General features: G+C 68.4%; 23 protein-coding genes and 3 pseudogenes. 13 read left to right on the forward strand and 13 right to left on the reverse strand.

Annotated features, from left to right (window positions below; translation table 11 throughout):
- Positions 1–106 precede the first annotated feature (106 nt).
- From LHJ74_RS30410 to LHJ74_RS30420, 3 genes are all read left to right on the forward strand, one after another.
- Entirely contained in the window at positions 107–895 is a 789-nt protein-coding gene (locus LHJ74_RS30410) for a hypothetical protein (RefSeq protein WP_260221498.1), read from the forward strand.
- Positions 896–1,040: 145 nt separating this feature from the next.
- The gene (locus LHJ74_RS30415; RefSeq protein ID WP_260221466.1) at positions 1,041–1,916 is read left to right on the forward strand and encodes a (2Fe-2S)-binding protein; all 876 of its coding nucleotides are present in this window, start codon (positions 1,041–1,043) and stop codon (positions 1,914–1,916) included.
- Between the two features lie 135 nt (positions 1,917–2,051).
- Complete coding sequence (locus tag LHJ74_RS30420; protein ID WP_260221467.1) at positions 2,052–3,212, forward strand: DUF2637 domain-containing protein; 1,161 nt, start codon at positions 2,052–2,054, stop codon at positions 3,210–3,212.
- 16 nt (positions 3,213–3,228) lie between these two features.
- Here the strand turns inward: LHJ74_RS30420 and LHJ74_RS30425 are convergent, their stop codons facing one another.
- Positions 3,229–4,749 (reverse strand): protein phosphatase 2C domain-containing protein, encoded by a 1,521-nt coding sequence (locus tag LHJ74_RS30425; protein WP_260221468.1) that lies wholly within the window; start codon positions 4,747–4,749, stop codon positions 3,229–3,231.
- 117 nt (positions 4,750–4,866) lie between these two features.
- Here LHJ74_RS30425 and LHJ74_RS30430 point away from each other — a divergent pair, with 117 nt between their 5' ends.
- A complete protein-coding gene (locus LHJ74_RS30430; RefSeq protein WP_260221469.1) occupies positions 4,867–5,256 on the forward strand; it encodes a PPOX class F420-dependent oxidoreductase in 390 nt (129 codons plus the stop codon).
- Between the two features lie 40 nt (positions 5,257–5,296).
- Here the strand turns inward: LHJ74_RS30430 and LHJ74_RS30435 are convergent, their stop codons facing one another.
- Both LHJ74_RS30435 and LHJ74_RS30440 read right to left on the reverse strand, forming a co-directional pair.
- On the reverse strand, positions 5,297–5,812 hold the full coding sequence (locus LHJ74_RS30435; RefSeq protein ID WP_311203373.1) for a methylated-DNA--[protein]-cysteine S-methyltransferase: 516 nt from the start codon (positions 5,810–5,812) through the stop codon (positions 5,297–5,299).
- Positions 5,812–7,392, reverse strand: coding sequence for an AlkA N-terminal domain-containing protein (locus LHJ74_RS30440; protein WP_260221499.1), 1,581 nt, complete (start codon positions 7,390–7,392; stop codon positions 5,812–5,814). The genes LHJ74_RS30435 and LHJ74_RS30440 overlap by 1 nt, the downstream gene beginning before the upstream one ends.
- 123 nt (positions 7,393–7,515) lie before the next feature.
- Between LHJ74_RS30440 and LHJ74_RS30445 the strand changes: the two genes are divergently transcribed.
- The gene (locus LHJ74_RS30445; protein WP_260221471.1) at positions 7,516–8,028 is read left to right on the forward strand and encodes a metallophosphoesterase family protein; all 513 of its coding nucleotides are present in this window, start codon (positions 7,516–7,518) and stop codon (positions 8,026–8,028) included.
- On the opposite strand, the gene LHJ74_RS30450 is transcribed toward LHJ74_RS30445, so the two are convergent.
- Entirely contained in the window at positions 8,017–8,358 is a 342-nt protein-coding gene (locus tag LHJ74_RS30450; RefSeq protein WP_260221472.1) for a helix-turn-helix domain-containing protein, read from the reverse strand. The two genes, LHJ74_RS30445 and LHJ74_RS30450, sit on opposite strands and share 12 nt — an antisense overlap.
- Complete coding sequence (locus LHJ74_RS30455) at positions 8,355–8,726, reverse strand: type II toxin-antitoxin system RelE/ParE family toxin (RefSeq protein WP_260221473.1); 372 nt, start codon at positions 8,724–8,726, stop codon at positions 8,355–8,357. Before LHJ74_RS30455 ends, LHJ74_RS30450 begins: the two co-directional genes overlap by 4 nt.
- A gap of 281 nt (positions 8,727–9,007) precedes the next feature.
- Between LHJ74_RS30455 and LHJ74_RS30460 the strand changes: the two genes are divergently transcribed.
- Entirely contained in the window at positions 9,008–9,241 is a 234-nt protein-coding gene (locus LHJ74_RS30460) for a metallothionein (RefSeq protein ID WP_260221474.1), read from the forward strand.
- A gap of 84 nt (positions 9,242–9,325) precedes the next feature.
- On the opposite strand, the gene LHJ74_RS30465 is transcribed toward LHJ74_RS30460, so the two are convergent.
- Positions 9,326–10,798 carry an AAA family ATPase gene (locus LHJ74_RS30465; RefSeq protein WP_260221475.1) on the reverse strand — a complete coding sequence of 491 codons (1,473 nt, stop codon included), beginning with the start codon at positions 10,796–10,798 and terminating at the stop codon, positions 9,326–9,328.
- A gap of 263 nt (positions 10,799–11,061) precedes the next feature.
- Here LHJ74_RS30465 and LHJ74_RS30470 point away from each other — a divergent pair, with 263 nt between their 5' ends.
- Together LHJ74_RS30470 and LHJ74_RS30475 are read left to right on the forward strand one after the other, a co-directional pair.
- On the forward strand, positions 11,062–12,735 hold the full coding sequence (locus LHJ74_RS30470; RefSeq protein ID WP_260221476.1) for a cellulase family glycosylhydrolase: 1,674 nt from the start codon (positions 11,062–11,064) through the stop codon (positions 12,733–12,735).
- 332 nt (positions 12,736–13,067) lie between these two features.
- A complete protein-coding gene (locus LHJ74_RS30475; protein ID WP_260221477.1) occupies positions 13,068–14,237 on the forward strand; it encodes a PP2C family protein-serine/threonine phosphatase in 1,170 nt (389 codons plus the stop codon).
- Positions 14,238–14,261: 24 nt separating this feature from the next.
- On the opposite strand, the gene LHJ74_RS30480 is transcribed toward LHJ74_RS30475, so the two are convergent.
- Positions 14,262–14,693, reverse strand: a complete 432-nt coding sequence (locus LHJ74_RS30480; protein WP_260221478.1) for an ATP-binding protein — start codon at positions 14,691–14,693, stop codon at positions 14,262–14,264.
- Between the two features lie 234 nt (positions 14,694–14,927).
- Here LHJ74_RS30480 and LHJ74_RS30485 point away from each other — a divergent pair, with 234 nt between their 5' ends.
- Together LHJ74_RS30485 and LHJ74_RS30490 are read left to right on the forward strand one after the other, a co-directional pair.
- Positions 14,928–15,800, forward strand: a complete 873-nt coding sequence (locus LHJ74_RS30485) for a helix-turn-helix domain-containing protein (RefSeq protein ID WP_260221479.1) — start codon at positions 14,928–14,930, stop codon at positions 15,798–15,800.
- A gap of 9 nt (positions 15,801–15,809) precedes the next feature.
- Positions 15,810–16,016 (forward strand): DUF397 domain-containing protein, encoded by a 207-nt coding sequence (locus LHJ74_RS30490; protein WP_260221480.1) that lies wholly within the window; start codon positions 15,810–15,812, stop codon positions 16,014–16,016.
- Positions 16,017–16,230: 214 nt separating this feature from the next.
- Here LHJ74_RS30490 and LHJ74_RS30495 read toward each other — a convergent pair whose 3' ends face one another.
- Together LHJ74_RS30495 and LHJ74_RS30500 are read right to left on the reverse strand one after the other, a co-directional pair.
- A complete protein-coding gene (locus LHJ74_RS30495; RefSeq protein WP_260221481.1) occupies positions 16,231–16,620 on the reverse strand; it encodes a hypothetical protein in 390 nt (129 codons plus the stop codon).
- Between the two features lie 281 nt (positions 16,621–16,901).
- Complete coding sequence (locus LHJ74_RS30500) at positions 16,902–17,465, reverse strand: Uma2 family endonuclease (RefSeq protein WP_260221482.1); 564 nt, start codon at positions 17,463–17,465, stop codon at positions 16,902–16,904.
- Positions 17,466–17,842: 377 nt separating this feature from the next.
- Between LHJ74_RS30500 and LHJ74_RS30505 the strand changes: the two are divergent.
- Positions 17,843–18,160, forward strand: a pseudogene (locus LHJ74_RS30505) (tyrosine-type recombinase/integrase); the annotation flags it as partial.
- An 88-nt stretch (positions 18,161–18,248) separates the two neighbouring features.
- On the opposite strand, the gene LHJ74_RS30510 reads toward LHJ74_RS30505, so the two are convergent.
- From LHJ74_RS30510 to LHJ74_RS30520, 3 genes are all read right to left on the reverse strand, one after another.
- Positions 18,249–18,692, reverse strand: coding sequence for a hypothetical protein (locus LHJ74_RS30510; RefSeq protein WP_260221483.1), 444 nt, complete (start codon positions 18,690–18,692; stop codon positions 18,249–18,251).
- Between the two features lie 35 nt (positions 18,693–18,727).
- The gene (locus LHJ74_RS30515; protein WP_260221484.1) at positions 18,728–19,348 is read right to left on the reverse strand and encodes a polymorphic toxin-type HINT domain-containing protein; all 621 of its coding nucleotides are present in this window, start codon (positions 19,346–19,348) and stop codon (positions 18,728–18,730) included.
- 186 nt (positions 19,349–19,534) lie between these two features.
- The gene (locus tag LHJ74_RS30520) at positions 19,535–19,786 is read right to left on the reverse strand and encodes a hypothetical protein (protein ID WP_260221485.1); all 252 of its coding nucleotides are present in this window, start codon (positions 19,784–19,786) and stop codon (positions 19,535–19,537) included.
- A gap of 305 nt (positions 19,787–20,091) precedes the next feature.
- On the opposite strand from LHJ74_RS30520, the pseudogene LHJ74_RS30525 reads away from it, so the two are divergent.
- Together LHJ74_RS30525 and LHJ74_RS30530 are read left to right on the forward strand one after the other, a co-directional pair.
- Positions 20,092–20,331, forward strand: a pseudogene (locus tag LHJ74_RS30525) (IS630 family transposase); the annotation flags it as partial.
- 193 nt (positions 20,332–20,524) lie between these two features.
- Positions 20,525–21,100, forward strand: a pseudogene (locus LHJ74_RS30530) (site-specific integrase); the annotation flags it as partial.
- A 644-nt stretch (positions 21,101–21,744) separates the two neighbouring features.
- Here LHJ74_RS30530 and LHJ74_RS30535 read toward each other — a convergent pair.
- Positions 21,745–25,863 (reverse strand): polymorphic toxin-type HINT domain-containing protein (locus LHJ74_RS30535; RefSeq protein WP_260221486.1); only part of this gene is annotated, 4,119 nt, incomplete at its 5' end.

Consider the following 25,863-nt stretch of genomic DNA (forward strand, 5'->3'; position numbering starts at 1 on the left):
TGAACTGCTTCACACTTTCTCTTGGCTAGGCACCCCACTTCGTGCTGAGATGCGGTCACATCCGGCTCAAAGGCGCGCTAGGGGAGGCACAGTGGCGGACACCGCCATGTCACGTCCGGTACGGCAGGACGACGAGGGAGGACTGCCGCCCGCATTCGGGGGCGGGGACACCCCGTCCGAACAGGCCGTGTGGCGGCTGCGGTCCCGCGGCTGCTGGGACGACGCGGCGGCGCTGCTCGAACCCCGCGCGGCTGCGGAGTCCACCGCGGCGGTACGGCGGGCCGCACTGCTCGTCGAACGCTGCATGTTCACCTCGGACGGCTGGGCGGCGGCGGAGGACGCACTGCGCATCGCGGAGGCCGTCGCGGGAGACGACGACGAACGCGGCGCGGCGGCCTGCGAACGCGGCCAACTGGCCTACGCCTCCACGGTGCTGGGCGTACGCGACCGGGCCGACGAGGCACGCGCGGCACTCGGCAGGGCCGCGGCCCTGCTGACACCCACCGCGGAGACACGCCCGCTGCTCGACTTCCGCCGGGGCCTGATCGCCGAGCACCTCAGCGACAACACCCAGGCCGCGAAGGCCGCGTACCGCAGGGCGCACGCGGGCGCGACCGCACACGGGAACCCCCTGCTGCTCTCGTTCACCTGGCGGCATCTGGCCGGTCTGGCCCTGCGGGACGGCGAACTGGCGGAGGCACGGCACGGTTTCACCGAATCCCTGCACCTGCGCGAGAAGCTGGGCTTCCTGGTGGGCATGGCACCGGCGCTCGTCGCCCTCGCGGACGCCCAGCCGGACGAGGAGGCCGCGCGGCTGCGGGCCGAGGCCACCCGCCTCTTCCGGCTGCTCGGCGGCGTACCGACCTGGCTGAAGGGGCAGCTCGGCACGGCCTGAGGGCCTGCCGTTGGCCATCCGGATGGCCGCCGCGGCGGCATCGGGCACCGGCGGGATTCTTTTGACGGTTCCGGAGGACGGTTCGCGATCAGTTCGGGTAAGGTAAGGCTTGCCTGTAATCGATCGTCGATCCGGTGGTCCCCCGATGACCCTGCCCACGCTCGTCCCCGGCGCCGTCCCCGACACGGTCGGCAGCTCTGTGCTCGCCCCCGTCCGCTCGCCGTTCTCGGACGCCTACACCCGGCTGACCGAGGTCTTCCCCAGCCTGCGGGTACTGGAGAGCGCCACTGTGGAGACGGGCGACGGCTGGGTGACGGCGACCGAGCTGGCACGGGGCGGGCCCGTTCTGGACGCCTTCCTCGCCTGGGACGACACCCAGGTGGCCCAGAACTACGGGCAGCGCGCCAGGCCCGACGTGGTCGCGAGTTTCGCGCTCCACCGGTACGCGTGGCCCGTCTGCCTGCTGATGACGATCCCCTGGTTCCTGTACCGCCGGGTGCCCCGGCTTCCCGTCGAGGCCGTCTCCTTCCAGCGAGTTCTCGGTCAACTCTCCGTGCGCACAGGCGAGTTCAGCTGCCTCCCCGGCGATCCCGCCGCCGGTGAGCCCGGTGCCCGGGTGGTCGCCGACGAGGAGGAGCTGCGTGCCGCCCTGCGGTCCGCCGTCGCGGAGCACCTGGGCCCGATGCTGGAGGCCTTCCGGCCCCGGCTGCGACGCGGCTCCCGTGCCCTGTGGGGCATGGCGACGGACGAGATCACCGAGGGGCTGTGGTACGTCGGGCATCTGCTCGGCGAGGAGCAGCGCGCCATGGCCGAGGCCGCACAGCTGCTGCCGGGCGCCACCGCCCCGTACGGACAGGGCGCCGCCTTCCGCGAGCTGAGCGGCCCCTCGGGCGAGCAGCTGCCCACCCGCGACCGCGCGAGCTGCTGCCTCTTCTACACCCTGCGCCCCGAGGACACCTGTGTGACCTGCCCGCGCACCTGCGACAGCGAGCGGATCGAGCGCCTGACCGGCATCCGCTAGACCGTTCGACCCAGAACGCCCCCATCCGTGCCCCGGACCGCCCGTTGGCGGCTTCTTGTGCCGAAACACCCTTACCGCGGGCGGGAGTTCGCCAGGATGCTCGGCGACACCGAAGCAAGGCGAGGGGCACCTCCGATGACTTGGACGGAAATACCGCTGACCTGGGTGCTGCCGGGCACCGCGCTGCTCGTCGGCGCCCTGGTGGCCGTCGTGATGACCGCGCGCGGGCACCGGAGCGGCAAGGACGGCGGCGGCAGGGACGGCGGCGGCAAGGACGACACGCAGCCCGACTCCTGGGAGCGGACGGAGGAGCGGCGCCGCCGCAAGGAGACCCTCTACGCGACCGCTTCCTACCTGCTGCTCTTCTGCTGCGCCGGCGTCGCCGCCGCCCTCTCCTTCCACGGGCTGGTCGGCTTCGGGCGGCAGAATCTCAACCTCTCCGGCGGCTGGGAGTATCTGGTCCCCTTCGGCCTCGACGGCGCGGCGATGTTCTCCGCCATGATCGCGGTCCGGGAGGCCAGCCATGGCGACGCCTCGCTCGGATCACGACTACTGGTATGGACCTTTGCCGCAGCCGCCGCCTGGTTCAACTGGGTGCACGCGCCGCGCGGCGACGAACACGCCGGTGCACCGCAGTTCTTCGCCGGGATGTCTCTCTCGGCGGCGATCCTCTTCGACCGGGCGCTGAAGCAGACCCGTCGGGCCGCGCTGCGCGAACAGGGCCTGGTACCCCGTCCGTTGCCGCAGATCCGGGTCGTACGGTGGCTCCGCGCGCCCCGTGAGACGTACCGCGCCTGGTCGCTGATGCTGCTGGAGGGCGTGCGCTCGCTGGACGAGGCGGTCGACGAAGTACGCGAGGAGACACGGCGCCAGGAGCAGGAGCGGCTGCGCAGACGGGATCACGACAAGCTGGAGCGGGCCCGGCGGAAGGCAATCCACCGGCAGCACCGGCTGTGGCACCGCGGGCGCGGCGGGGGCCCGCAGTTGGAGGTCGAGATCGGCGCGGAGGCGTCGTCCTCACCCGCCTCTCCCACCGCACCCGCCTCCCCCACCGCACCCGCCTCACCCACCGGCCAGCCGGGTGGCCCCCGGCCGGTGGGTGAGGTCATGCCACCGGCCGGGGCCGCCGCCCGCGCGAGGCCCGCGCTTCAGGCCGCCGTGGACAGCGGCGGCGGCTCGGCGGCAACGCGCCGGATACAGCCCAGGAACGAAGACGACAGCCTCAACAACCCCGCCAGCCCGCGACTCGACTCACTGGAAGAGAAACTCGCCGAGATCGAGCGGCAGTTCGGCTGACGCGGCCCGGCAGAAGTCACCCCTCCCAGACGGCGGCGGCCGTACGGTCGCCGCCGTAGCCGTTCACCGGCGCCTGTACGTCCGCCAGGAAGGCGGCAAGATCCGGCGGCTCCGAGCTGTCGCGCCAGCGTGCGGCCAGCGAGTCGGCGAACTCCGTGTTGCCACGCAGTGGTTCGGCGAGGCCCGCACCGCTGAGCAGCAGCATGTCGCCGGGGCGGGCGACGGAGGCGCGGAACCGGAACGGCACCGGCTGCGGCAGCCCCGGCGCGTCCGGTGTCGCGATGCCCAGGTTCACCGTGGGACGCGGCTCCGGCCCGGGAGTCCCGGCCGCGCTCTCGGGCGGATGACCGTCCAGGCCGGGCCCGCTGTCCGGCGGCGGGACGTCGCTGATCTGCGGCTCGATGTCCTGCCAGACGCCGTTGCGCAACCGGAACAGGCCGCCCGAGCCCATCCCGAAGAACAGCCGTGTCGCGCAGTCCGGGGCGGCGGGGAGCAGCAGGCAGCGCAGATCGGCACCATGCTCCGCCGAGCCGGAACCGAGCGCCGTGGCCTGCGCACGCAGCTGGCTGTGGCTGCGGTCGGTGAGCCGCTTCAGACCGGACTTGAGCGCGCCACGGCGCCCCGCGAGAATGTCCTCGGCCAGCCGCTCGTGGTTGCGCCCCACCGCCTCCCCGAGTGAGTGGCACGCTTCCCGCGCGGCCAGGTGCGCACCGGCCGCCGCCCCGGTACCGGTGGCCACGACCACCAGCAGCAGGGCGCGGCCCCCGGAGCCGAAGCGCGCGGTGAGCAACGCGTCCCGGCGGGGTTCGCCGCCCAGCCGCGCCGTGTCGCCGCGTACGGAGACCGCCCGCAGCCCGAGGGCGCCATGCAGTGCGCCGTCGAGAACGGTGTCCGGCACCAGGCTGGAGAGGGCCGCCGGGTCGGCGGCGGGCGCCTCGCCCGGCTGGGCGCGTGCCGCCGGGGCCACGGTGGCGCGCTTTGTGGTCCGGGGTGGTCCGTCCGCGCGTGACGCTTCCGGCCCGGCCAGCTGTTCGGACACCGTCCGCTGCTCGGCCGCCCGCGGCTGCTCGGGCACGGCGGCCTCGGGCGTCACCCGTTCCTCCGTGGCCGCGATCGTGGCCGTGGTCGTGGCCGACGAATCCCGCACAGGCTCCTCGGACGGCCACGGCAGCTCCGGCTCCCACGGCAGTTCGGGTTCCCACGGCAGTTCCGGCTCCCACGGCTCCCCGGCGGTCCCGTCCTCTTCGGGGCGCAGGTCCGCTCCCGTCGGCCCGCTCCCCTCCTTCACTGCCTGCCCGCCGTCCTCCGCGGCGCCCCCACGGCCGTCGTCGCCACGGGCGCCGTCGCTCCCCGTCTCGCCGTCGCCCTCCCCGGACTCGGGCCCCGCGACGGTGCTGGTGACTGAAGCGAAGCGGTCGTCGAGCGTGTCGCCCGCCGCCGACCGCCCCGTGTCCCGGGCGCTCGCGTCGTACAGCTCGCGCCACCAGTCCTGCTGTTCCTCGATGCGCGGCCCCTGCCGCTCCCCCTGATCACTCATGGCCTCATTGTCCCCGAAGGGGGCGGGCGAGGGGCCTGCTCGGGTGAAGCTCCGCGCCGCGGCGACGTGCTGTGCCGAAGTGCTGCGGCACTCCGTCCGCCATGTGAGTCTGGCAGCATGACGGATACCACCAGGAACAAGACACTCAGCGAGGCGGAGCACGCGTATCTGAGCGGCCAACGTCTGGGCAGACTCGCCACCGTGGACCCCGGCGGCCAGCCCCAGGCGAACCCGGTCGGTTTCTTCCTCCGTGACGACGGCACCGTCTGGGTGGGCGGCTTCACGCTGGGGACGACGAAGAAGTGGCGCAATCTGCAGGCGAATCCCAAGCTGGCGCTCGTCGTGGACGATCTGGTCAGCGTCAAGCCGTGGAAGGTGCGCGGCGTGGAGCTGCGGGGCGAGGCCGAACTCCTCACCGGCCCTCACGACTTGGGCGCGCACTTCAGCAAGGAGGTCATCCGGATCCATCCGCGCTGGATCCACAGCTGGGGCCTGGAGGACGACTGAGCACCCCACCGTTCTTGCCTGCCCCTCCCCCGCCCGCCCGCTACTGGCTTACGTAGAGCGGCAGTTGGAGCTCCTCCTGCCCCAGCACACCTTCCAGCGTGAGCAGTTGCCGCTTGCGGTCCAGGCCGCCCGCGTATCCGGTGAGCGTCCCGTCCGCACCGATGACCCGGTGGCACGGGTGCACGACGGTCAGCGGGTTGGAGCCCACCGCGCCCCCGACCGCCCGTACGGCGCGCGGGTCCAGTCCGGCCATCGCGGCGAGCCCGCCGTAGGTCACGGTGGAGCCGTACGGGATCTCGTCGAGCGCCGCCCACACGCGCTCCCGGAAGTCGGTGCCGCGGGTGGCGAGGGTGAGGTCGAACTCCTTGAGGTCACCGGCGAAGTAGGCGTCCAACTGCTCGGCCACCGCGCTGAACGCGCCGTCGTCCCGCCGCCAGTCCGGCTGCACCGTCGCCCCGCGCTTCTGGCCGGGCACCGTGATGGAGGCGACGGCGCCGGGCTCGGGCCCGGCGACGAGCAGCTCGCCCAGCGGGCTGGGATGGGTGGCGTACAGCATCACGCGCTCTCCTGCTTCGTAGACACGGGTGTCGATACGGATGTGGGTGCGGACCCGGCGCGCGACGCGGACGCCGACGGCGCGGGCTGAAGCGCGTTCCACAGGTGGTGCAGAGCATATGACCGCCAGGGCCGCCACCGCTCCGCGTGCTCCACGTCCACGCCGACGGCCGCGAGCCCGTGCCGCACGCCCGCGTCCCCGGGGAGGAACACATCGGGATCGCCGAGCGCGCGCATCCGGATGTACCCGGCCGTCCAGGGGCCGATGCCGGGCAGCGCGAGCAGGGCACGCTCCGCCTTGTCGCGGTCCGCGCCCGGGTCGAGCGTGACGGTGCCGTCGGCGAGGGCCGCCGAGACCGTACGCAGCGTCTTCTTGCGCGACTGCGGCATGCCGAGTTCCCCGAACGGCGCGTCGGCCAGCGACCCGGGCTCGGGGAAGAGGTGGGTGAGACCGCCGTCGGGCGCGGAGAGCGGCTTCCCGTACGCGCCGACCAGCGTCCCGGCCAGCGTGCGCGCCCCGCCGACGGTGATCTGCTGCCCGAGCACCGCCCGTACGGCCAGCTCGTGCGGTTCGGCGGCGCCGGGCGAGCGCAGCCCGGGGGCGGCGGTCAGCAGCCGCCCGAGCGCCGGGTCGCCGCCGAGGCGCTCGGCGACCGCGTACGGGTCCGCGTCCAGGTCGAAGAGGCGCCGCACCCGCTGCACGGCGGCGGTGAGGTCGCGCAGGTCGGCCAGCCTGAGTCGGGCCTCCAGCCAGTTGTGGCTGCCGCTCGCCGTCCCCTGCGAGACCTCGTCGACCTCCATGACGCCGGTGCCGTAGGTGAGGTTCATCGTCCGCCGGTATGTCCTGCCGGGCGCCGTGCCCGTCATCTCCTCGATGCCCGGGATCGCGCGCAGCCCGAGGAAGTCGAAGATCTGCCGTGCCGCGTAGGGGCCCCGGTAGGCGAGCCGCAGCGGCACCCCGGCGCACGGCGTGTCCTCCTTGGCGTCCTTGGCGTCCTTGGCGGGTCCGGCCGAGCCGAGTCCGCCGCGCCGGGCCGCGCGCAGGCCGCTCGGGGTCGTCGCGTAGATCTCCTGGACGGTCTCGTTGAACTGCCGGACGCTCGCGAAACCGGACGCGAACGCGATCTCCGTGACCGCCAGCGGAGTCGTCTGGAGCAGCAGCCGCGCCGTGTGCGCGCGCTGAGCCCGCGCGAGGGAGACAGGGCCCGCTCCCAGCTCAGCCGTCAGCTGCCGCTGCACCTGGCGGGAGCTGTAGCCGAGCCGGGTGGCCAGTCCGGCCACGCCCTCACGGTCCACGACCCCGTCCGCGATCATGCGCATGGCGCGGCCGACCACGTCGGCCCGTACGTCCCACTCGGGCGAGCCGGGCACCGCGTCCGGGCGGCAGCGGCGGCATGCGCGGAACCCCGCGCCCTGGGCGCCGGCCGCCGACGGATAGAAGCGGACGTTCTCCCGCTTCGGGGTGACCGCCGGGCAGCTCGGACGGCAGTAGATGCCGGTGGTGGTCACACCGAGGAAGAACACGCCGTCAAAGCGCGCATCCCGGCTCCGTACCGCCTCGTACCTGCTGTCTTCTGTCATCACGTCCCCCAGTCTGCGCCTGGCGGTACGGTCCAAGCTAGCGGGAATCGGACATCACCGTCGGAGGCAGTGCCCCGACCGGCACACCTCGCCCACCCGCCCGCCGGTGGTTACGGTGGCCGCGTGCGCCTGCTGCTGATCTCCGACACCCACCTGCCGCGCCGCGCCCGCGAGCTTCCCGCAGAACTCCTCGACCGCATCCCGCACGCGGACGTGGTGATCCACGCGGGCGATTGGGTGGACACCGCCGCCCTCGACCTGCTGGAGGAGCGCTCCCGCCGTGTCATCGGCGTCCAGGGCAACAACGACGGGCCGCAGCTGCGGGCCCGGCTGCCCCAGGAGGCACACGTACGGCTGGACGGCCTGCGCTTCACGGTGGTCCACGAGACCGGCCCGGCACGCGGCCGGGAGCGACGCTGCGCCGAACGCTTCCCGGACACCGACGTGCTGGTCTTCGGGCACAGTCACATCCCCTGGGACAGCACGGCGGCCAACGGCCTGCGCCTCCTCAACCCCGGCTCCCCCACGGACCGCCGCCGCCAGCCCCACTGCACCTACATGACCGCCGAAGTTCTGGGTACCCAGCTGACCCAGGTCGCACTGCACCGCCTGCCGCCTGGGAGGTCACGCCGCTGAGGAATGTCCACCCTCGTGGGCCGTGAAGACGAAAGCCGAAGCCTCGCCGTCCAGATCGATGGTCAGCGAGGCGTCCAGAGCGCTGGCCAGCCTGGTGAGAAGAGGCAGGGTGGGCACAGAATCGCCACCCTCGATGTGCGAGATCTGTGGCTGGGTCATACCGGCCCGCGACGCCAGCTCGGCCTGCGACAGACCGAGCGCGGTCCGCCGGTCGTAGACCGCCTGGCCCAGTGCGAAGGCGTATCCGGCCTCGGTGTATGCCGCCGACTCCTCGACCGTCTCCCCCAGCAGCTTCCTGGTCCGACGGGTCTTCCACTCGGAGTGGTTCACGGCCTTCCCCCTCTGGTCCGGTCGTAGTTGTGTTGGGCCGGGTCGTGGTCTGCTTCGCACACCTTCTGGGCCTGCTGCGCCCGCTCGACCTCGAAACTCTCGCGCTGACGGGCCTTGCGGAACACCGTCAGCAGCACGATGCGCCGACCAGGCGCGAGCCAGTACGTGATGCGCACCGCGTTGCCGTCCATGGTGAATCGCAGCTCACGCACGCTTCCGCCCAGGTGGCGGGAGTACAGCTCCCCTAATGTGGTGGGCGCTGCTGCGAGCAGATCGACGGCCCGCTCGGCCTTGTCGTAATGGACGTCCGACAGGAGCTCCAGCCACTGCCGGACCTCAGGCTCAATCGCAATGTGCCACTCGGTCACGAACGCGACTATACAGAAATCGACATACAGCCGCAGACGTCCGAGGCCGTGCGCGGTACATGACCGCCGAGGTCCTGGGTACCCGCCTGGCCCAGGTCGCACTGCACCGCCTGCCGCCGCGTGTGCCGTAAAGCCCGCCGCTCCCGCGTCAGCGTCGGGACGGTAGGTCAGCCGGACGGGTGATTCCGCCCCCGGGCCCCGGCCCGGTGCGGCACAGCCGGGGCGGCGGATGCGGTGTCCTGGGCCCTGCCCCTCCCCTACAGCAGGAAGAAGTGATCGGAATGGCCACCTGCGAGGTCTGCCACAACGACTACGCGATGTCCTTCGAAGTACGAGCGGGGGGCGCGGTACACGTCTTCGACAGCTTCGAGTGCGCCGCCCACAAGCTCGCCCCGGTCTGCGACAACTGCCAGTGCCGCATCCTGGGCCACGGCCTGGAGGCGGACGGCGAGTTCTTCTGCTGCGCCCACTGCGCCCGTATGAAGGGCCGCACCGAACTCGTCGACCACGCCTGACACCACTGCCCGGCGGCGGCGCCACCCTCTTCCCGGCGCGCCAGGCCCCGAGGTCCTGGCGCGCCACCCCGGCCGGTCATGGAGTCACTCGCCGTAGTACAGGCGTTCCAAGTCAACCAGTTGAACAGTCGCGTCCTGCTCCGCCGCCCTGCGCAGCTCGTCCGAGAACCCCGCGCCACCGAAGCACAGCAGCCGCGTATCGTCCGCCCCGCCCTGGTCACGCGCCGCCAGCAGGCCCCGCATGTGCTGGAGCCTGCGCAGGTGCCCGAGACCGACCTTCTCCTGCCACTTGGCCTCCCCGATGGCCAGCAGCCGTTCGCCTCCGTTCTCACCCTGCCCGAAGACGGCGACGTCCAGTTCATGGCTGGTCCGGGCAACCGGATCGGATACCGTCCCGCTCGCCACGCGGGAAGGTGTGCCGCCGCAACTTCCGGACGCCGCGTACCAGCGCGCCCACTCCCGGCACAAACCCTCGAAGTGCGGGCCGACGACCTTGCTGCGGAACGTACCTGCGGCACGGCCCCATACCGCCGAAGCGCGCCCCGGACGCTCAAGGTCACCCCAGACCGGGCGCATCACCGCGTGGTAGAAGGTGACCAGCGGTTCGGCGATGCGGTACGCGGAGCGATTGCGCCGGAAGGCGTCCGGCTCGTGGCGCACCATCCCGACGTCCTCCAGGACACCGAGCGGGTGGGCCAGATCCGTGGACTTCCGGGCCAGGTATCCGGCAATCCCGCCGCGTGCGGCGTTCCCGTCCGCGATCGCCGCCAGGACGGAGTGATAGAGCGCGGCATCATGCAAGTCCGGCTCCTCGGCCAGCAGGTAGCGTGCCTCCCGGAACAGCGGGCGAGCCGGGTTGAGCACGGCGCGGGCGACCCAGTCGTCGAAGTCGCCCCGGCCATGGGGCACATCGCCTTGGACGAACTCCCGGCGGTACGCGGGCGTGCCGCCGACGATGGCGTTGGTGAGAACAGCGGTAGGAAGGTCCTCGATCCCCCAGAACTCCGCCGCAAGCCGGAAGTCCAGCGTCGGCACCACCAGTTCCAGACCTGCTCGGCCCCGCAGTGGCGCGTTCCCCGAGAGCAGCTTCCCCATGAAGGACAGTGCCGACCCGCACAGCAGCAGCCGTACAGGCGTGTTGGACCGTTGCGCCGTCGGGTCCAGGGCTCGCTGGATCAGGGAAGGCAGCGCGGGGGACGTCCGGGCGAGAAACGGGAACTCGTCGATGACGACGGTCTTCGGGCGCCCTTCCGCCGCGACACGCATGAGCTGGGTGATCGCCTCGTCCCAGTGTGTGAACCGGAAGGGCGTGGGCTCCCCCAGGTGGTCGGCCAGCGCCTCACCGAACTGGCGCAGCGCATCGGCTTCGGTGGTCTCCGTGGCGGTGAACATGAAACCGCCGGTCGCCCGGACCAGGGCATCCAGCAAGAACGTCTTGCCCTGCCGTCTCCTGCCCGACACGACACCGAGCGTGGCTTCCGGGCCCCGCTGACCGGCGAACCGGGCAAGCTCGGCCCACTCAAAGCTCCGGTCGAACATCCCAGCCGGTTTCTCCATCAAACGGAACCTCTCACATCTTGTATAACTCCAGCTATTGTAACTCCAGCTATTCAACCCTTCGCAAGCAATTGACCACAACAGGCAACCCAGCCTCGACGGCGCCGCGTCGCACGGTCGCCGGGTGTCACTCATCACCACCGGAGTGTGCGCGATGTCTTGACGCGTTACGGACATGGTGCGTTTATGGGAGCGCTCCCAAACTGCTCGCAGACCCTTCCCCCGATGCCTGAGTTTCTCGGCGCTCACTCCCTGGAGGCGCAGTGAGAACAGCACGAAGCACCACACGAAAGAACCCCGTCAGCGCCCTGCTGACCGGACTGGCCACCTTCCTCGGGCTCGTCCTGCTCGGTGCCCTCTTCCCGGTCTCCGCCCAGGCCCAGCCACCCGGCACCACCCTTGCCACCGGTCTCCACATCAGCGACGGCCGCTTAGTCGAAGGCAACGGCAACGACTTCGTCATGCGCGGCGTCAACGACGCGCACACCTGGTACCCGGGCGAAACGCAGTCGCTGTCCGACATCAAGGCGCAGGGCGCCAACACCGTCCGCGTCGTCCTCTCCAACGGCCACCGCTGGAGCGAGAACGGTCCCGAGGACGTCGCGGGCGTCGTCGACGAGTGCAAGGCCAACCGGCTCATCTGCGTACTGGAGGTGCACGACACCACCGGCTACGGCGAGGAGGCCGCTGCCGCTTCGCTCGACCAGGCGGCCGACTACTGGATCGGCCTGCAGGACGTGCTCACCGGCGAAGAGAACTACATCATCATCAACATCGGCAACGAGCCCTGGGGCAACACCAATCCCGAGGGCTGGACGGACCCCACGATCGCCGCCGTCGAGAAGCTGCGCGCCACCGGGTTCGAGCACACGATCATGGTGGACGCGCCCAACTGGGGCCAGGACTGGCAAGGCGTCATGCGCGCCAACGCCCAATCCGTCTACGACGCCGACCCCACCGGCAACCTGATCTTCTCAATCCACATGTACAGCGTGTACGACACCGCCGCGAAGGTCAGCGACTACCTGAACGCCTTCGTCGACGCCGGACTGCCCCTCCTCATCGGCGAGTTCGGCGGCCCGCCCGACCAGTACGGCGACCCGGACGAGGACGCCATGATGGCCGCCGCCGAGCAGCTCCAGCTCGGCTACCTCGCCTGGTCCTGGAGCGGCAACACCGACCCGATCCTCGACCTGGTGATCGACTACGACCCGGATCAGCTCAGCTCCTGGGGCGAGCGCATCTTCCACGGCGCGAACGGCATCGCCCAGACCGCCCGGGAAGCCACCATCTTCGACGACGGCGGCCCGAGCGACACCCAGGCCCCGACCGCCCCAGGCACCCCGACCGCCTCCACCGTCACGGCCACCTCCGTCTCCCTCAGCTGGAGCGCCGCCACCGACAACGTGGGCGTGACCGGCTACGACATCGTCCGTGTCGACGGCGACTCGGAGACCACGGTCGCCTCCTCCGTCACCAACGCCGTCACCGTGAGCGGCCTCACCGCCGAGACGGCGTACACCTTCGCCGCGTACGCCCGCGACGCGGCCGGGAACCGCTCAGCCCGCTCGGACCCGGTGAGCGTCACCACCGACGAGGGCGGCAGCACACCCGGCGTGAGCTGCTCCGTCAGGTACAGCGTCGTCGGCGAGTGGGGCAGCGGCTTCCAGGGCGAGATCACCATCCGCAACTCCGGCACCACCGCCATCAGCGACTGGACCCTCGGCTTCGCCTTCGCCGACGGCCAGACCGTCACCAACGCGTGGGGCGGGTCCCCCACCCAGGACGGCGGCACGGTGAGCATCGCCGCCGCGCCCTACACCTCCACCATCCCCGCCACCGACTCGGTCACCGTCGGCTTCACAGCAAGCAAGGGAACCACCAACGCCGCCCCGACCGCATTCACCCTCAGCGGCACCCCCTGCACCACCGCCTGATCAGCCTGTCCGTTGACCGGCGGGGCGTGCCGACCTCCGCCCCGCCGGTCAGCGCACCGCCCACCCAAACGCCGGGCGCTTCCCCGTCACCCCGCTGCAGCGGCAAACGGCCGCGATGCGGTGCGAGCCGCTGGTCCGCATGGCGTGCTCGTAGGCTCACCTGCTGCCGGGATGCCCCTCCTGCACTGCGGGACCTTCCGATTCCGACATAATGGCGTATATGAGGCTGGTTGACGAGACGAGGACTTCGGGTTGATCACGGTTCGCCCCAGGACCGTGGGATGCAGATCGCGCGAGTGGCTGCAGGAACGTATCCGGCGGGAGAAGGCATCATGACTGACGACGGAATCCAGCTTCCGGGGCTGCTCAGGACGGCAGAGGCGGCGGCCCCGGCGGAGTCCGTCGACGTGGTCACCGAGGACCTGCGCCGACGTTTCCGTGCCGAGACCGTGTCCTTCCTCATCGTCGACCTGACCGGCAAGGCGGTGGTGCGGCTGAGCACCGCCGGCAGCGTCGGCAGCGTCGAGTCCGGCCAGGAGGCCGACCGCATCGACCTGATCGGCGGTGTCTACGGACAGGTGGTGCGCACCCAGCAGCTGTACCAGGACCCGGTCGCCCGCGGCCAGCGGGTGATCACTCCGGTGACACACCGGGGAGACGCCATCGGGCTGCTGGAGCTGACCTTCCCGACCGCTCCCGATGATCAGGTACTGCATGCCGTGCGCGAAGCGGCGCGTGCGCTGGCCTACATCGTGATCGTCAACCAGAGGTTCACCGACCTCTACACCTGGGGCAAGCGCACCACCCCCATCAGCCTTTCCGCAGAGATCCAGCACCAACTGCTGCCCCCCTCCCTGACCTGCGAGACAGCCGAATTCACGGTGGCCGGCGCACTGGAACCCTCCGCCACCATCAGCGGAGACACCTTCGACTACGCCCTGGACCGCGAGGCTCTCCATCTCTCGGTGACCGACCCCATGGGACACGACCTCTACGCCGCCCTCATGTCCATCGTCCTCATGAGCGCCCTCCGTCGCGCCCGCCGGGCGGGCGCCGGCCTGGCCGAACAAGCCCGCGAGGCCGACCAAGCCCTCCTCGGCTACGGCAAGGGCCACGCCACCGGGCAACTCCTGCGCATCGACATGAGCGATGGCCGGAACCAGTTCGTCAACGCCGGCCATCCCTGGCCCCTGCGGGTACGTGACGGCCGGGTGGAGGAAGTCACTCTCGCAGCCGATGAGCCCTTCGGCCTGCCCTTCCCCCACACCTACCAGGTCCAGAGCCTGGACCTGCGCCCCGGCGACCGGCTGGTCATGCTCACCGACGGCATGCTCGAACGCGGTGCCGAAGACGTCGTTCTGCCCGACGTACTCAGGAACTCACGGGGCCTCCATCCCCGGGAGGCGGCACTGAACCTGACCACCGCCGTCCTGGACGCCAACGACGGCCAACTGGAGGACGACGCCACCATCATGGTCCTCGACTGGCGAGGAACAGGCTGAACCGTCAGGCCCATCGGAGTCCAGTCAGATCCCGCCCGCAGCCACGTCTCCCACCTCCACGCGGATCCACACCCGCTTACCACCGGGAGCGGGCCCGTAACCGAAGCCGTCGGCCATCTCACGCAGCAGCCACAGTCCGCGCCCGCTCTCCGAACACCAGTCCGGCTTCTCCACGACAGGCAGCCGGGACGAACCGTCGAAGACCGTCACATGGATCGCCTCCCCCCTCCACACGATCTCCAGCAGGCACCTCGGATCATCAGCATGCTGGTGCACATTGGCGAGCAGCTCGGTGACCCCGTGCAGCACCATCTCGCGCACCCGCCGGCACTGCCCCCACTCCCTCATCACACACCCCGCCAACCGCCGGAAGTGCGCCAGCTCCTCGAGCTTCACGATCAACTGCCAGCTGTAGGAGGCGTGATCGGTTTCGTCTGCCCGGTGAGTGACTGACATGAGCCCTCCAACGCCTCAACGGCGCGCGTTGGTCCGTCATCCGGATCATGACTCCGTGTCCGCCGCCGGATGCTCTGCGTACACACCGGGTAGACTGCCAGCGCCTGTGGGTAAATTGCAACATTGCGTTCTACCTGGTCGCAAGACACGCTACCTGGCACATTCTCACCGCATATGCCGCGCTTCTCCTCTCGTCAGATGGTGCAGACTGGCGCCGAACAGCAGGAGGTTGACGTGCCATCCGACCAGCGACGAACGGCCAGGCGGCGACGCCTCGGCACGGAGCTGCGCGCCCTTCGGGAAACCTCTGGACTCACACCCAAGGACGCTGCCGAGGCGCTGAGTTGCGACGTCACGAAGATCTCCCGCATGGAACTGGGCAGATCCGGCGTACGCAAACTGGATCTGGAGACCCTGCTCAAGCTCTACGCGGTCAGCGACCCGGCCAAGCGGCGGGCTCTGGCGGTCCTCTCCCGGGAAAGCCGCAAGCGGACCTGGTGGCACCAGTACACCGACATCCTGCGACCGGGCGCCGGCGACCTTCTGGACATGGAGTCAGAGGCCGAAAGGATTCTGGACTTCGAATCCACCCTCGTCCCCGGCCTGCTCCAGACCGAGTCGTACACCCGAGCACTGATCGCGGGCGGCGGCGTGGTGAGCGAACCGAAGGCCATCGAGGCACGGGTACGGCTGCGGATGGAGCGCAAACGCGTCTTCGACGCCGACGCACCGCCCCAGTACGTGGCGGTCATAGACGAGTCGGCACTGCACAGACGAATCGGCACCCCGGAGGTGATGGCCGAACAGCTCCAGTACCTGGTGGAGATGAGTCGGCCTCCTCACGTCTCCGTGCACGTCGTCCCAGCAGAAGCCGGGGCATACCCGGGCCTCGACGGCCCGTTCTGCGTGCTGTCGTACCCGCACGACGTCGGCCTCGACATGGTCCTCCTCGACCACCGGTTCGACGGGCTGTGGCTGGAAGATGCCGACCAAGTACGCCGCTACAAGCTGCTCTTCGAGCACCTCCGCGCACTCGCGCTATCGTCCCCGCAAACCAAAGCGCTCCTCCAGCGCCTGGCACACGAGCACGCCCAGCGGGCGGAATGAGGCAACGACATGACGAGGCACAGCGCGGACGATCCCCGCTGGATCAAGTCCAGCTACTCAGGCACGGACACCGGGAACTGCCTTGAGTGCCGGTGCGCAGACCCGGCATCCATAGCCATCCGGGACACCAAGGCCCGCTCCCTCGGCACCCTCGTCGTCCCCTCCCCCGTCTGGCACGCCTTCATCAACGCGCTCACCTCACATCGCCTCCACTGACCACCGCACCCGCGCAACACGCCCCTCTGCGCGGTGGGCGCGCTTCATCACCTACGTGCGCCAGGAGCTCGCCACTCCCGCTCGCATACTGGAAGCAGCGCGCCATCCCGCACACCGACGGCGGCGGCTGACCATCCGTACCAAGACGCGGGCCTCCGAACGCCGCATCGCACTCCCCACCGAAGGCAACCGCTCCCCCAAGCCCCACCGGTCGCTACTCCTTGGAGGCCATCGAAATTCCGCCCATCGCGAGGGAGAACATCCGCGCGAGAGCCCTCCGAACGACCGGGTCTCGATCGATTCGCTCCAGCGATTCGAGCTTTGCCGGATCAAGGTCGATCGAGGCAATTCCGCCAGCACCCCGGTCATCCTTGGTCGAGAACAGCACGAGACATCGGTATGCCCGCACGGCCCCTCCCTGCTCCTCGCGCATCAGCGACTGGAGGACGACGGCGCCTTCTCTGACCTGGCTGCGGAGCGCGTCCACCGAGGACCATCGAGTTGCCCAGCCTCGCCCCTCCGCCTCCAATTGGATCGCGAGCAGCATATCGAAGCTGACCTGACACACCCGGAAGTCTGGGTCGCTCGAACGAATCAGAGACATCAAGCACTCCCCCCGACGCTGGCGTCAATTCGGATTGGCCTTCTACCCATCGGCGTATTTAACCGATATCACCATCCTTCTTGCGACGTATCGAGATTCCACACGGCCCGGAATTGTGAATGAGTGCTGGCGTGGTCCCCGCCAGCACCTAGAACGTGTGCTGGGTGCCCCCTTCTCACCTGCGTCTCCGCAGGTGGGCACCGGCCTACGGGTTCGGGGAAATCTACTGGCGTCCATCGTCGGCGGGGCCGGCCATCGTCAGCGTTGCCGCCAAGCGGCATCTACTGGCGGGAGAGTCCAGCCGGATCGATTGCCATAGGGAACGGGGCGTCCAAATGAGTGGTCGCACCCGCGAGAGCGGTCGTCCGCTCCACGTACCGGCCGCCTTCCAGTTCGTAGACGACGAGCATCGGGGCCGGGTCGAACTCCAGGCGCCAGAAATGCGGGACGGCAGCCTCCGCATACAGCATGGGCTTGACCTTGCGGTCCATGGTGCGGTTGCCGGGAGAGACAAGCTCGACGGCGAGCTGGACCGCGTCGATGTCGACGGTGACGGGGTCGTCGGCGGTAGCGCCGGCGTCGGCCACGACCAGGTCAGGCACGACCAACCCGGACGGAAGGACGACGTTGACGCCCTCCAGGATCTCCACCGGCGCGCCGATGGCCCGGGCGGCCGCATCCAAGGCGACGTGGAGGCGGAACGAGGCCCGCTGGTGGCGGACGCCGGGAGCGGGGGACATTACGAGGGACTCCCCCAGCAGCTCGTAGCGCATGGTGCGGTCTTCAGGCAGGGCCAGGACGTCGGCGACAGTCCAGGGCCCGACGTGGTCGATGGCAACGCTCATCCCTCTCACCTCCTCGTCCGACCGGAAAGTCCCAGTGTGACCTCGACGGGCGGTACCTGGCCAGCATACGGGCCCTCTCGCCTGCTGACACTGGGTTCCGCTGCCATGAGCGACCCACCGAACACGCGTGCCGCCCAGCCATCCGACGAGGCGGAAGTCGGCATGTGCCAGCCCCCGGCTGGCACGGCCTGCCGGGGGCTGGCGCGTCGCGAGCCCTGACGCCTTCCGAACGTCCAGGCTGCTGGTCTTGTGCGGCCAGGGGCCGGTTCGAGCAGACGGGGCGGCGCCGAAGCGGCCAGGCCCGCGTCCCGGCCGCGCGCGGGTCCGCGTCAGCGGGCCCGCCTTGAAGACGTGAAGAAAGTTTGGACGCATCCCGCTTCGGCAGCCGCCATGGCTTCCCCCTCGATCCCGCCAACCTCACCCGCCGATTCCGCCGCCTCCTCGACCGGACAAGGCTCAGCCGCATCCGCTTCCACGGCCTATGCCACTCGACCGCGACCCTGCTCCTGGAGCAGGGCGTCGAACTCGTCGTGATCAAGGAACTCCTCGGCCACGCCCACATCGGCGTCACCGCCACCGTCTACGCCCACGTCCGGCTCCGCCTCCAGCGCCAGGCCATCGACACCCTCGACAGCGCCCTCGGTCCAGCCGACGACGATGGTGACGAAACGTCTGCCTCAGCAGCCGTCCGCTGACGTTGCCGTCAAGAACCCCAACAGCCCCGCCGGGCGCAACTCAGCGGGGCTACTGGTTGGAGTTTCTTGCAGGCAGTCAGAACTCTAATCAATCCGACCGGACTAGTTCAGTAAGACTGATCAGATAGTCATTGGACCTCAAGTCCTCATGAGCGGAATACAGGACTTCCAAGGCCGACCGCAGAGTACGCCTTGGAGTCTCTTTAAATTCACACAGGGGGATCGTCGATATCACGCCAGAAAAGCTATAGGAGACCTCCACTACGCCATCCCGCCTTACTGCCGAAATAGAATCCTGACTTTGCGAAGATTCCACAATAGATTCACCGGACAACATGACTTCGCGGTAAAGCTGGACAAGCATCAGGACGAAGTCAACTACAGGTAGCCCGGGCGTCCTCAATTGGATCTCGCTGCTCCCATCACCGATCACTACGTCTGATTTGAAGTAGTGAAAGGTGAGGTCATTGGCGGTAAGTGTGCGGGCCGAGATACCCGGCAGGCCATCGACATTCCAGGATGGATCATCCACGCGAGGTAGGAATGTAAACGAAATCATCTCATCACCTAGAACATGAACCTTGGCATTGCAGTTACGAAATTACCTTCGCCATCAACGGCGACCCTCATGCCGTTTTGGCCCATTGCGCCGACTTCCACATCACCGAAATTGTGGTCGATGTAATACCCACCCCGAGGGTCCGACTTGGACCTAGGGATTTGTGTTCCGTTCTTGATGGCCTCGTCCACCATACCCCGGAAGCGGGTCTTATCGATCCCTCCAGCGAATACGTTCTCCGCCTTTCCATCCTTGTGGTAAGCCCCTCCATGCGAATGCTGACCCCAGGCATGATCAAATTGCTTGGTTCCTACTATGCAATTTGCGTTGTGAACGAGGACCGGCGTGGCCCCAGCCAGCACATAGTACGTGTGGGTGTTGTTGATGGTGAGGTCGTGGGTGCGCTGGTGCTTGGTGAAGAGGCGGGTGGCGGTGAGGGTGACGGTGTCGCCGTCGGGGGTGTGGAGGGTCATCCCTGCGGTCAGGTCGCCGGCGTTGACCCACTTGTTCTCGGAGGGGGACCAGAAGGGGTGGGTGGTGGTGGAGATGAGGGACGCCCGGCCGTCCTCAGTGGCGATGGTGAGGTCGGTGAAGTGCTCGTCGTCCTCGATAGCGATGCGAAGAATCACCACCTTGCACGGCCCTCGTGCACCGACGTCGCCGTTAACCACTGCCCGTCACACGACGCTGAAGCCCCACCAGACGGTGCCTGGTGGAGCTGCACACGTCGATTCACGCCCGGTGACGCTGGTTGGGCCTTCTCACCCATTCGCCACAGTGCATCCCGAGCGGCTCGCCTATCTCACAAGATAAGGTCAGAGCGTATCGATTTCATTACCCTCTGAGTCAAGGATCGTGTAATTGCCGGGATATGGAACCCAAACGCCAATTCCCTTGGGCCACGAGATAATCTCAAGCGAGGCAACGTTTGCGATGACCGTTCGGAGAAAGATCGACTCGCCATCGCTGAGGGAGAAAGTAGTTCCTACCGGCTCGAAACACACCTCAACATTTTCTCCTTGCGCCGCCATGAACTTCAGGTCAACGACCTGACCGTCCTTGCTCACTGGGCTATCTCCAAGCATCGATGATCTCCTGAGTCAACACCGTCCCGCTCCTACTCGCGCACCCTCGGCGCTCTGCGCGACGCCCGCCGCGCCTAGCGTCCTGAGTCATGGTTTCGTTGGCGGTTGTAGGGTGGGGTGATGCCTGGTCCGAAGCCGTTGCCTGTGGTGCTGTCCGATGATGAACGCCGTGTGTTGCGGGGCTGGTTGAGGAAGCAGACGGCTCCTCAGGCGCTGGTGCTCAGGTCGAGGATTGTGCTGGCGTGTGCGGAGGGCCGGTCGAATGCGCAGGTCGCGGACGGCCTGGGCACTTCACTCCGACCTCCGCATCCTGGCTCAACCTCGTCGAGCGCTGGTTCACCGAACTGACGAACCGGAAGCTCCGCAGATCCGCACATCGGAGCGTCACCGAGCTGGAGCGCGACATCCAGCAGTGGATCAACGAGTGGAACAAAGACCCCAAGCCGTTCATCTGGACCAAACCCGCCGACCAGATCCTCGACACCCTCGCCGCATACTGCCAGCGAATTAACGACTCAGGACACTAGTTCTTTCAGCAGGCTCGAGCCATCGTCGCTGAGCCACTTCCTGGGCTCAGGGAAGATGCCTCTGAGGGGGTCGAATGGATTGGTGACACTGGCCCTGGGACACACCGCTGCTTCCGCTGCCGGTGCGTACAGCGCCGCCTACTGCGCGGCCGCCGCCTCGGTAGCCACCGTGACCGAGGTGCCCTGAGGCAGCACCGGACTCCGCAAGGGCGAACTCCTCGGCCTCCACTGGGGAAGAACTCGACCTCAACGCAGGCACGGCCGCCATCCGCCGCTCGCTCCAACGCACCCGCACCGGCGGCCTCACCCACCTGCCCACCAAGACCCGGGCGTCCGAACGCCGTATCGCCCTCCCGACCGAGTGCCTCCACTCCCTCAAGGAGCACAGGGGACGGCAGGAGAAGGAGCGAAAGACAGCAGGGTCGGACTGGAGCGACAGCGGGCTCGTCTTCACCACACCGACTGGCCGGCCTCTCGACCCTGCCAACCTCACCCGCCGCTTCCGCAGCTTCATCGATCGGGCCGGACTCCGCCGCATCCGCTTCCACGACCTGCGTCACTCGACCGCGACCCTGCTCCCGGAGCAGGGCGTGGACCTCGTCGTCCTCAAAGAGTTGTTGGGCCACGCTCACATCGGCGTCACCGCTGGCGTCTACACCCACGTAAGGCTTCCGGCCTCCAACGCCAAGCCATCGGTGCCCTGAACGGCGCCCTCGGTCCTGTCAACGACATCCCCGACGACCCGCCCACCGCAGCCGTCGTCCGCTGACGTTGCCCTCACCGTTGCCGTCAAACGGCATGAGGCCCTCCCGAGGACTTGAGTTCGGGAGGGCCCCGTTTCAATAGCTACGAGATTTCCGCCAGCCATTCCCAGTCGCCGGTCGGGAACGCAACCGGGTGAATCCCTGTTCGAGACAGTACTAGGGCTGGAGGATTCAGCTCGGATGAATCCTTCGGCCCCCAGCTCAGATGGCGCCCTGGGGAAACCCGTAGTGAGGACCTCCCCGCAGGAAGACTCTCCAGGCTTCCATACGGCCGGAACAGTCAGGAAAGACCTCGATCCGAAAACGAGGTTCCCAACCCACAGCGAGATGTCCGGATTCGCCGAATCTCACCTCCGCCACAGCCGGTCGAAGCCGCTCGAAGATCCCATTCAACGTCGCGGCCCGTGAATCATAGACAGTCCTGAACTGTTCAAATGATTCCGAACCCTCCCCCCGTTGCGGGTACCTCATGTCGCGAGACCCCAGAATCACCTTCCCCTCCTGCAAGATCCGGAAAGGACACTGTATGTGGAAATTGATCACGTCGCCACGAAGCCCGGCAAACTCAACCACACCCAAGTCTGCAGCCCTACCGACGGAGTGAACTTTCGCGCCCTGGAGGAGTCGTTGGATCTCAGCCATCTGATCGTTAGCAGCCACCGAACAACCCCTTTCCCTCTTCCACGATTCGGTGATAGCCGTACCCCTGCCCAGTGATTCTATCGTGCAGGGATCGACGCTCTGTGGGCGTTATCTCCCGACCGAGGTTTCGTTCGATCTCGCGCAGCGCATCCTTGAATTCCTTGTTCTCTGCCTGGTTTCCTCGCGGCGCATGGTAGCCGTCGTCATCGAGATCACCCGAGTCCCAGCCCTTCTTGAGATTCTCGAGCTCTTTCTCCCAGTCGAATCCACTGTCATTGTGCACGAGCACTGGCGTGGTCCCTGCCAGCACATAGTACGTGTGGGTGTTGTTGATGGTGAGGTCGTGGGTGCGCTGGTGCTTGGTGAAGAGGCGGGTGGCGGTGAGGGTGACGGTGTCGCCATCGGGGGTGCGGAGGGTCATGCCTGCGGCGAGGTCGCCGGCGTTTACCCACTTGTCCTCGGAGGGGGACCAGAAGGGGTGGGTGGTGGTGGAGATGAGGGAGGCGGGGCCGTCCTCGGTGGCGATGGTGAGGTCGGTGAAGTGCTTGTCGTCCTCGGTGACGATGGTCCCGACGACTTCACGGGTGGTGGTCTTACCGGTCTCGGGGTCGGTGACCAGGACCTTGTCACCGAGCTGGACGTCCTCGATGTCCTTGCGAGTGCCATCGGCCAGGAGCACCTGGGTGCCAGGGATGAAGCTGTGGCTGGGGCGTCGGCACTCCTTGGCGGCCTTCTTACCCGCGCGCCCGGGCTTGCCCCCCTTGAGTCCCTTGAGGCCCTTGAGCCACTTGAGGGCGGGAATGTCGCCGACGGCGGCGAGGCAGGAAGTTCCTTCGAAACTTCCTATGCAGCCTTTCCAGGCGCCGGGGTCGAAGAAGAGGGAGCCGAAGACCTTAGCGGTGCCGAGAAGGCCTCGAGCCTTTTTCGGTGCGGCGGGTTCGTACCGGGTCTCGGTACACCCGTGCTGAGCACTGCATGTCGTCTGGTAGTACTTAGGCGGGAGCCATTTCCCGGAGGCGCGGGCCTGGGTCATACGATGTTCAGTGCCGCCTGTGCGGGGGTCGCCTCCCCAGGTCTTTTTGCGTGGGGGGCCATAGTTGGAGAGACGACCCTTTCCGTTGGCATCGAGGACGACCCCATAGCCCATTCCGTCGTTGCCGGCGAACATCTTCCCGGTGGGGTCGCTGTAGGTCAGTGGGTTGTTGTTGCCGTAGGTGTAGCCGTGGATCTGCTGGGGATCTGCCAGGTCCATGAGCGGGTCGACGGAGATGAAGCGGCCGGTGGCGGGGTCGTACTCGCGGGCGCCCAAGTGGGTGAGGCCGGTGTCCTTGGTGTCGTCGATGCCGCCGACGAAGCCGCGGGAGGTGGGCCAGGAGGCCGGTTCCGCACCGCGGGGGCTGCCGAAGGGCAGGCTGCGGCGCTGGGCGGTCAGGTCCAGGCTGGCCGCGTCGATGGCGAGTTGGCCGGTGCCGTGGTGGTCGGCGACAGTGATCGTCCAGGTGCCGTCGTCCGCGAGGACGGCCTGGTGGCCGCCGCCGAGCGGGATAAAGCGCGTGGCCTTGCGGGTGGAGGAGCCCTTGGCCACGGTGACTTCGGTGTGGTCACCCCAGTGGAAGGTACTGCCGTCCGAGGTGCGGGAGATGAGGCGGTTGCCTTCAGCGTCGTAGACGTACTCGGTGGTCTTGTCCTCACCGCCCTCGACCGGTTCGGTGACCTTGGCGAGGCGGCCTTCCGCGCCCCAGGTCAGCTTCTGCGCGTCACCGCCCAGCGTGCGGGTGGTGGTGTTGCCGGTTTCGTCGTAGCCGTAGGTGTCCTTCGCCGAGCCGGTGGGTCCGGTGCGGGTGACGGAGGCGAGGGTGTGCGGCTGCGGGCTGCCCGGCTCGGGGTAGGTGTAGCTGCGCTTGGTGTCCTGGGAGAGGTTTCCGGCCGGGTCGTGCTGGGTTTCGGTGAGGCGGTTGCCCGCCTTGTCGTAGGTGTAGGAGTGCCAGTAGGGGGCGGGCCCGCCCACGGTGGCCTCGGCGGGCGCTGCCGCGCAGGCCTTGTTCGCTTCCGTCCACGCTTCGGTGAGGCGGCGCAGGTAGTCGTAGGTGAAGCACTGGGTGTCGGTGCCGTCGCGGGAGACGTCCGAGAGCGATTGGACATTGCCGGCCTGGTCGTAGCGGTAGGTGTTGTGCCGGTCGACACCCGGCACGTCCTGGCGGTCCACCCGCGAGGTCTCCAGGCGCTGGGTGCCCCAGTCGTAGGTGTTGGTGACCCAGGACTTCTTCGCCCCGCCCGTGCCGCTCAGGGCGAACTGCTGCGGCTTCCCCGTCAGAGAGTATGTGGCGTCCGCCCGTGCTCCGCTGGTGAAGACAGCCAGCGGGCGCAGCGTCTGGTCCTCGTAGGTGTGGCTCCATCCTTTGCCAAGGATGTTGCCGACGGTGGAGAAGCTGCGCCCGCGCACGAGGCCGTTCATGTAGCGGGCTGTGCCTTCCTGATAAGTGCCCGCCAGAGCGCCTTCGGATTCGGGGATGGTTGTGGACGCCCGTTCCACCTCATACAGCCTTGTGTACTTGGTGATCTGCCGTGTGTAGGCGTTGCCGTCCACGTAGCGTGTCGACTCCGCAAGGTGCCCCTTGGCGCCGAAGATGGTGTCGTAGGTCCACTTGGCGCGTAGTTCACCGGAGGCGGAGTCTTCGCGCAGTTCGCGGCGGCGGTTGAGGTCGTCGTAGACGTTGACCAGCTTTGTGCCGCGGGCGTCGGTGGTGGATGTGACATTGCCGCGATCGTCGTAGGTGCTGGTCGTGGTCCCCTTGTCCGGGTCCGTCGTGCCGGTCTTCCGGCCCATCTGGTCGTAGGCGTACGTCCACTTGTTGCCCGCGGGGTCGGTCATCTTGGCCAGTTCACCGCGCGGTGTGTGGGCGTAGGTGGTGGTGTCGTAGGCGGCTTCGGGTGCGCGGGCGTGGTGTTGACGCAGTTGGGTCGTCTGGTCGCGAGCGTCGTTGAGGGTGGTGGTGGCGGTGCCGCCCTCGGGTGGGATGACGGTGGTGCGGTCGCCGTTGTGAATCGTCTTGGTGATACCGAGGATTTCGCCGCCATCGCCGTTCCCGGCGATCTGGCGTGATTCGGTCTCCCGGCCCAGTCCGTCGTAGGTCACCCGGGTCTGTGTCTCCACGCTCAGCGCGTCCTCAGGCGCGAAGAGCGTCCGGGACGGGGCGCCTTCGGTGTAGTACGGGGCGAAGGTCTTCACCTTCAGGCCGCGCTCGTCGTAGAAGGTGTCGGTGAGGAGACGGCCGCCGTCTGGGCCGGGTGCCTGGGTCTGCCGCTCACGCAGGTAGCCGTCGTAAACGGTGTAGGAGGCGATCTGGTCGCCACCGCCAGTGTTCAGTGTGCGGGTGGTGACGGCAGCGGGCTTGCCCTCCTCGATGTGGTAGTTGAACTGGTAGTTCGGATGCTGCGTTGTTCTGCGGTTGGATAGCCATACAAGCCAGGCGCGTCCCAGCGCGTCGAACTTGAGATGGGTCCGCTTGCCGTTGGTGTCCTCTTCGGCGACTGGCTGGTCCCGATGCGGCTCGAATTCGGTGACGGACTTCTGTGCAGTGCTCGCGTCGCCCTTCTCGGCAGGAGGCGTGGTCGTGGTGACCTTGGCCGCGAAGCCGGTTGTCGGGCTGTAGGCGGTGGTTGTGGTGCGGCCGTCGTCACGCTCGTCGCGGGCGGGAGTGCCGCTGCCGGTCACCGTGACGTCGGCGGTCAGATCAGTGGCCGTGAGCTGGCGGCCGTAGCCGTCGAAGGTCGTGCCGGATTCGAGGTAGCGGGCCGTGGTGCCGTCGTGCTTCTCAAGGACGGCGGTGGCGGTGGCGTCGCCCTTGGCGGGAGCCGCGCCGTAGGCCGCGCCGTCGTAGGCGGTGCGGGTGTCGGTGATGACGTCCTCGGCGCGGTCGGGAGTGGCGTCGCACTTGACGGCGACGGTCTCCTCGCGGGAGGGGAGGCCGAGGATGTTCATTGCGGTGTTGGTGGCGAAGGTGGTGCGGGTGCACCGGTTGTCGGTGCCCGTGGAGTTGTCGCCGTAGTCGTCGACCTTCACCAGCCGCCCGGCGACGGTGTCGTACGTATTGCTCTGGGAGACGACCCGCCAGCTGTCCCCCGC

Source organism: Streptomyces gossypii (assembly GCF_025165795.1).
Taxonomy (GTDB): domain Bacteria; phylum Actinomycetota; class Actinomycetes; order Streptomycetales; family Streptomycetaceae; genus Streptomyces; species Streptomyces gossypii.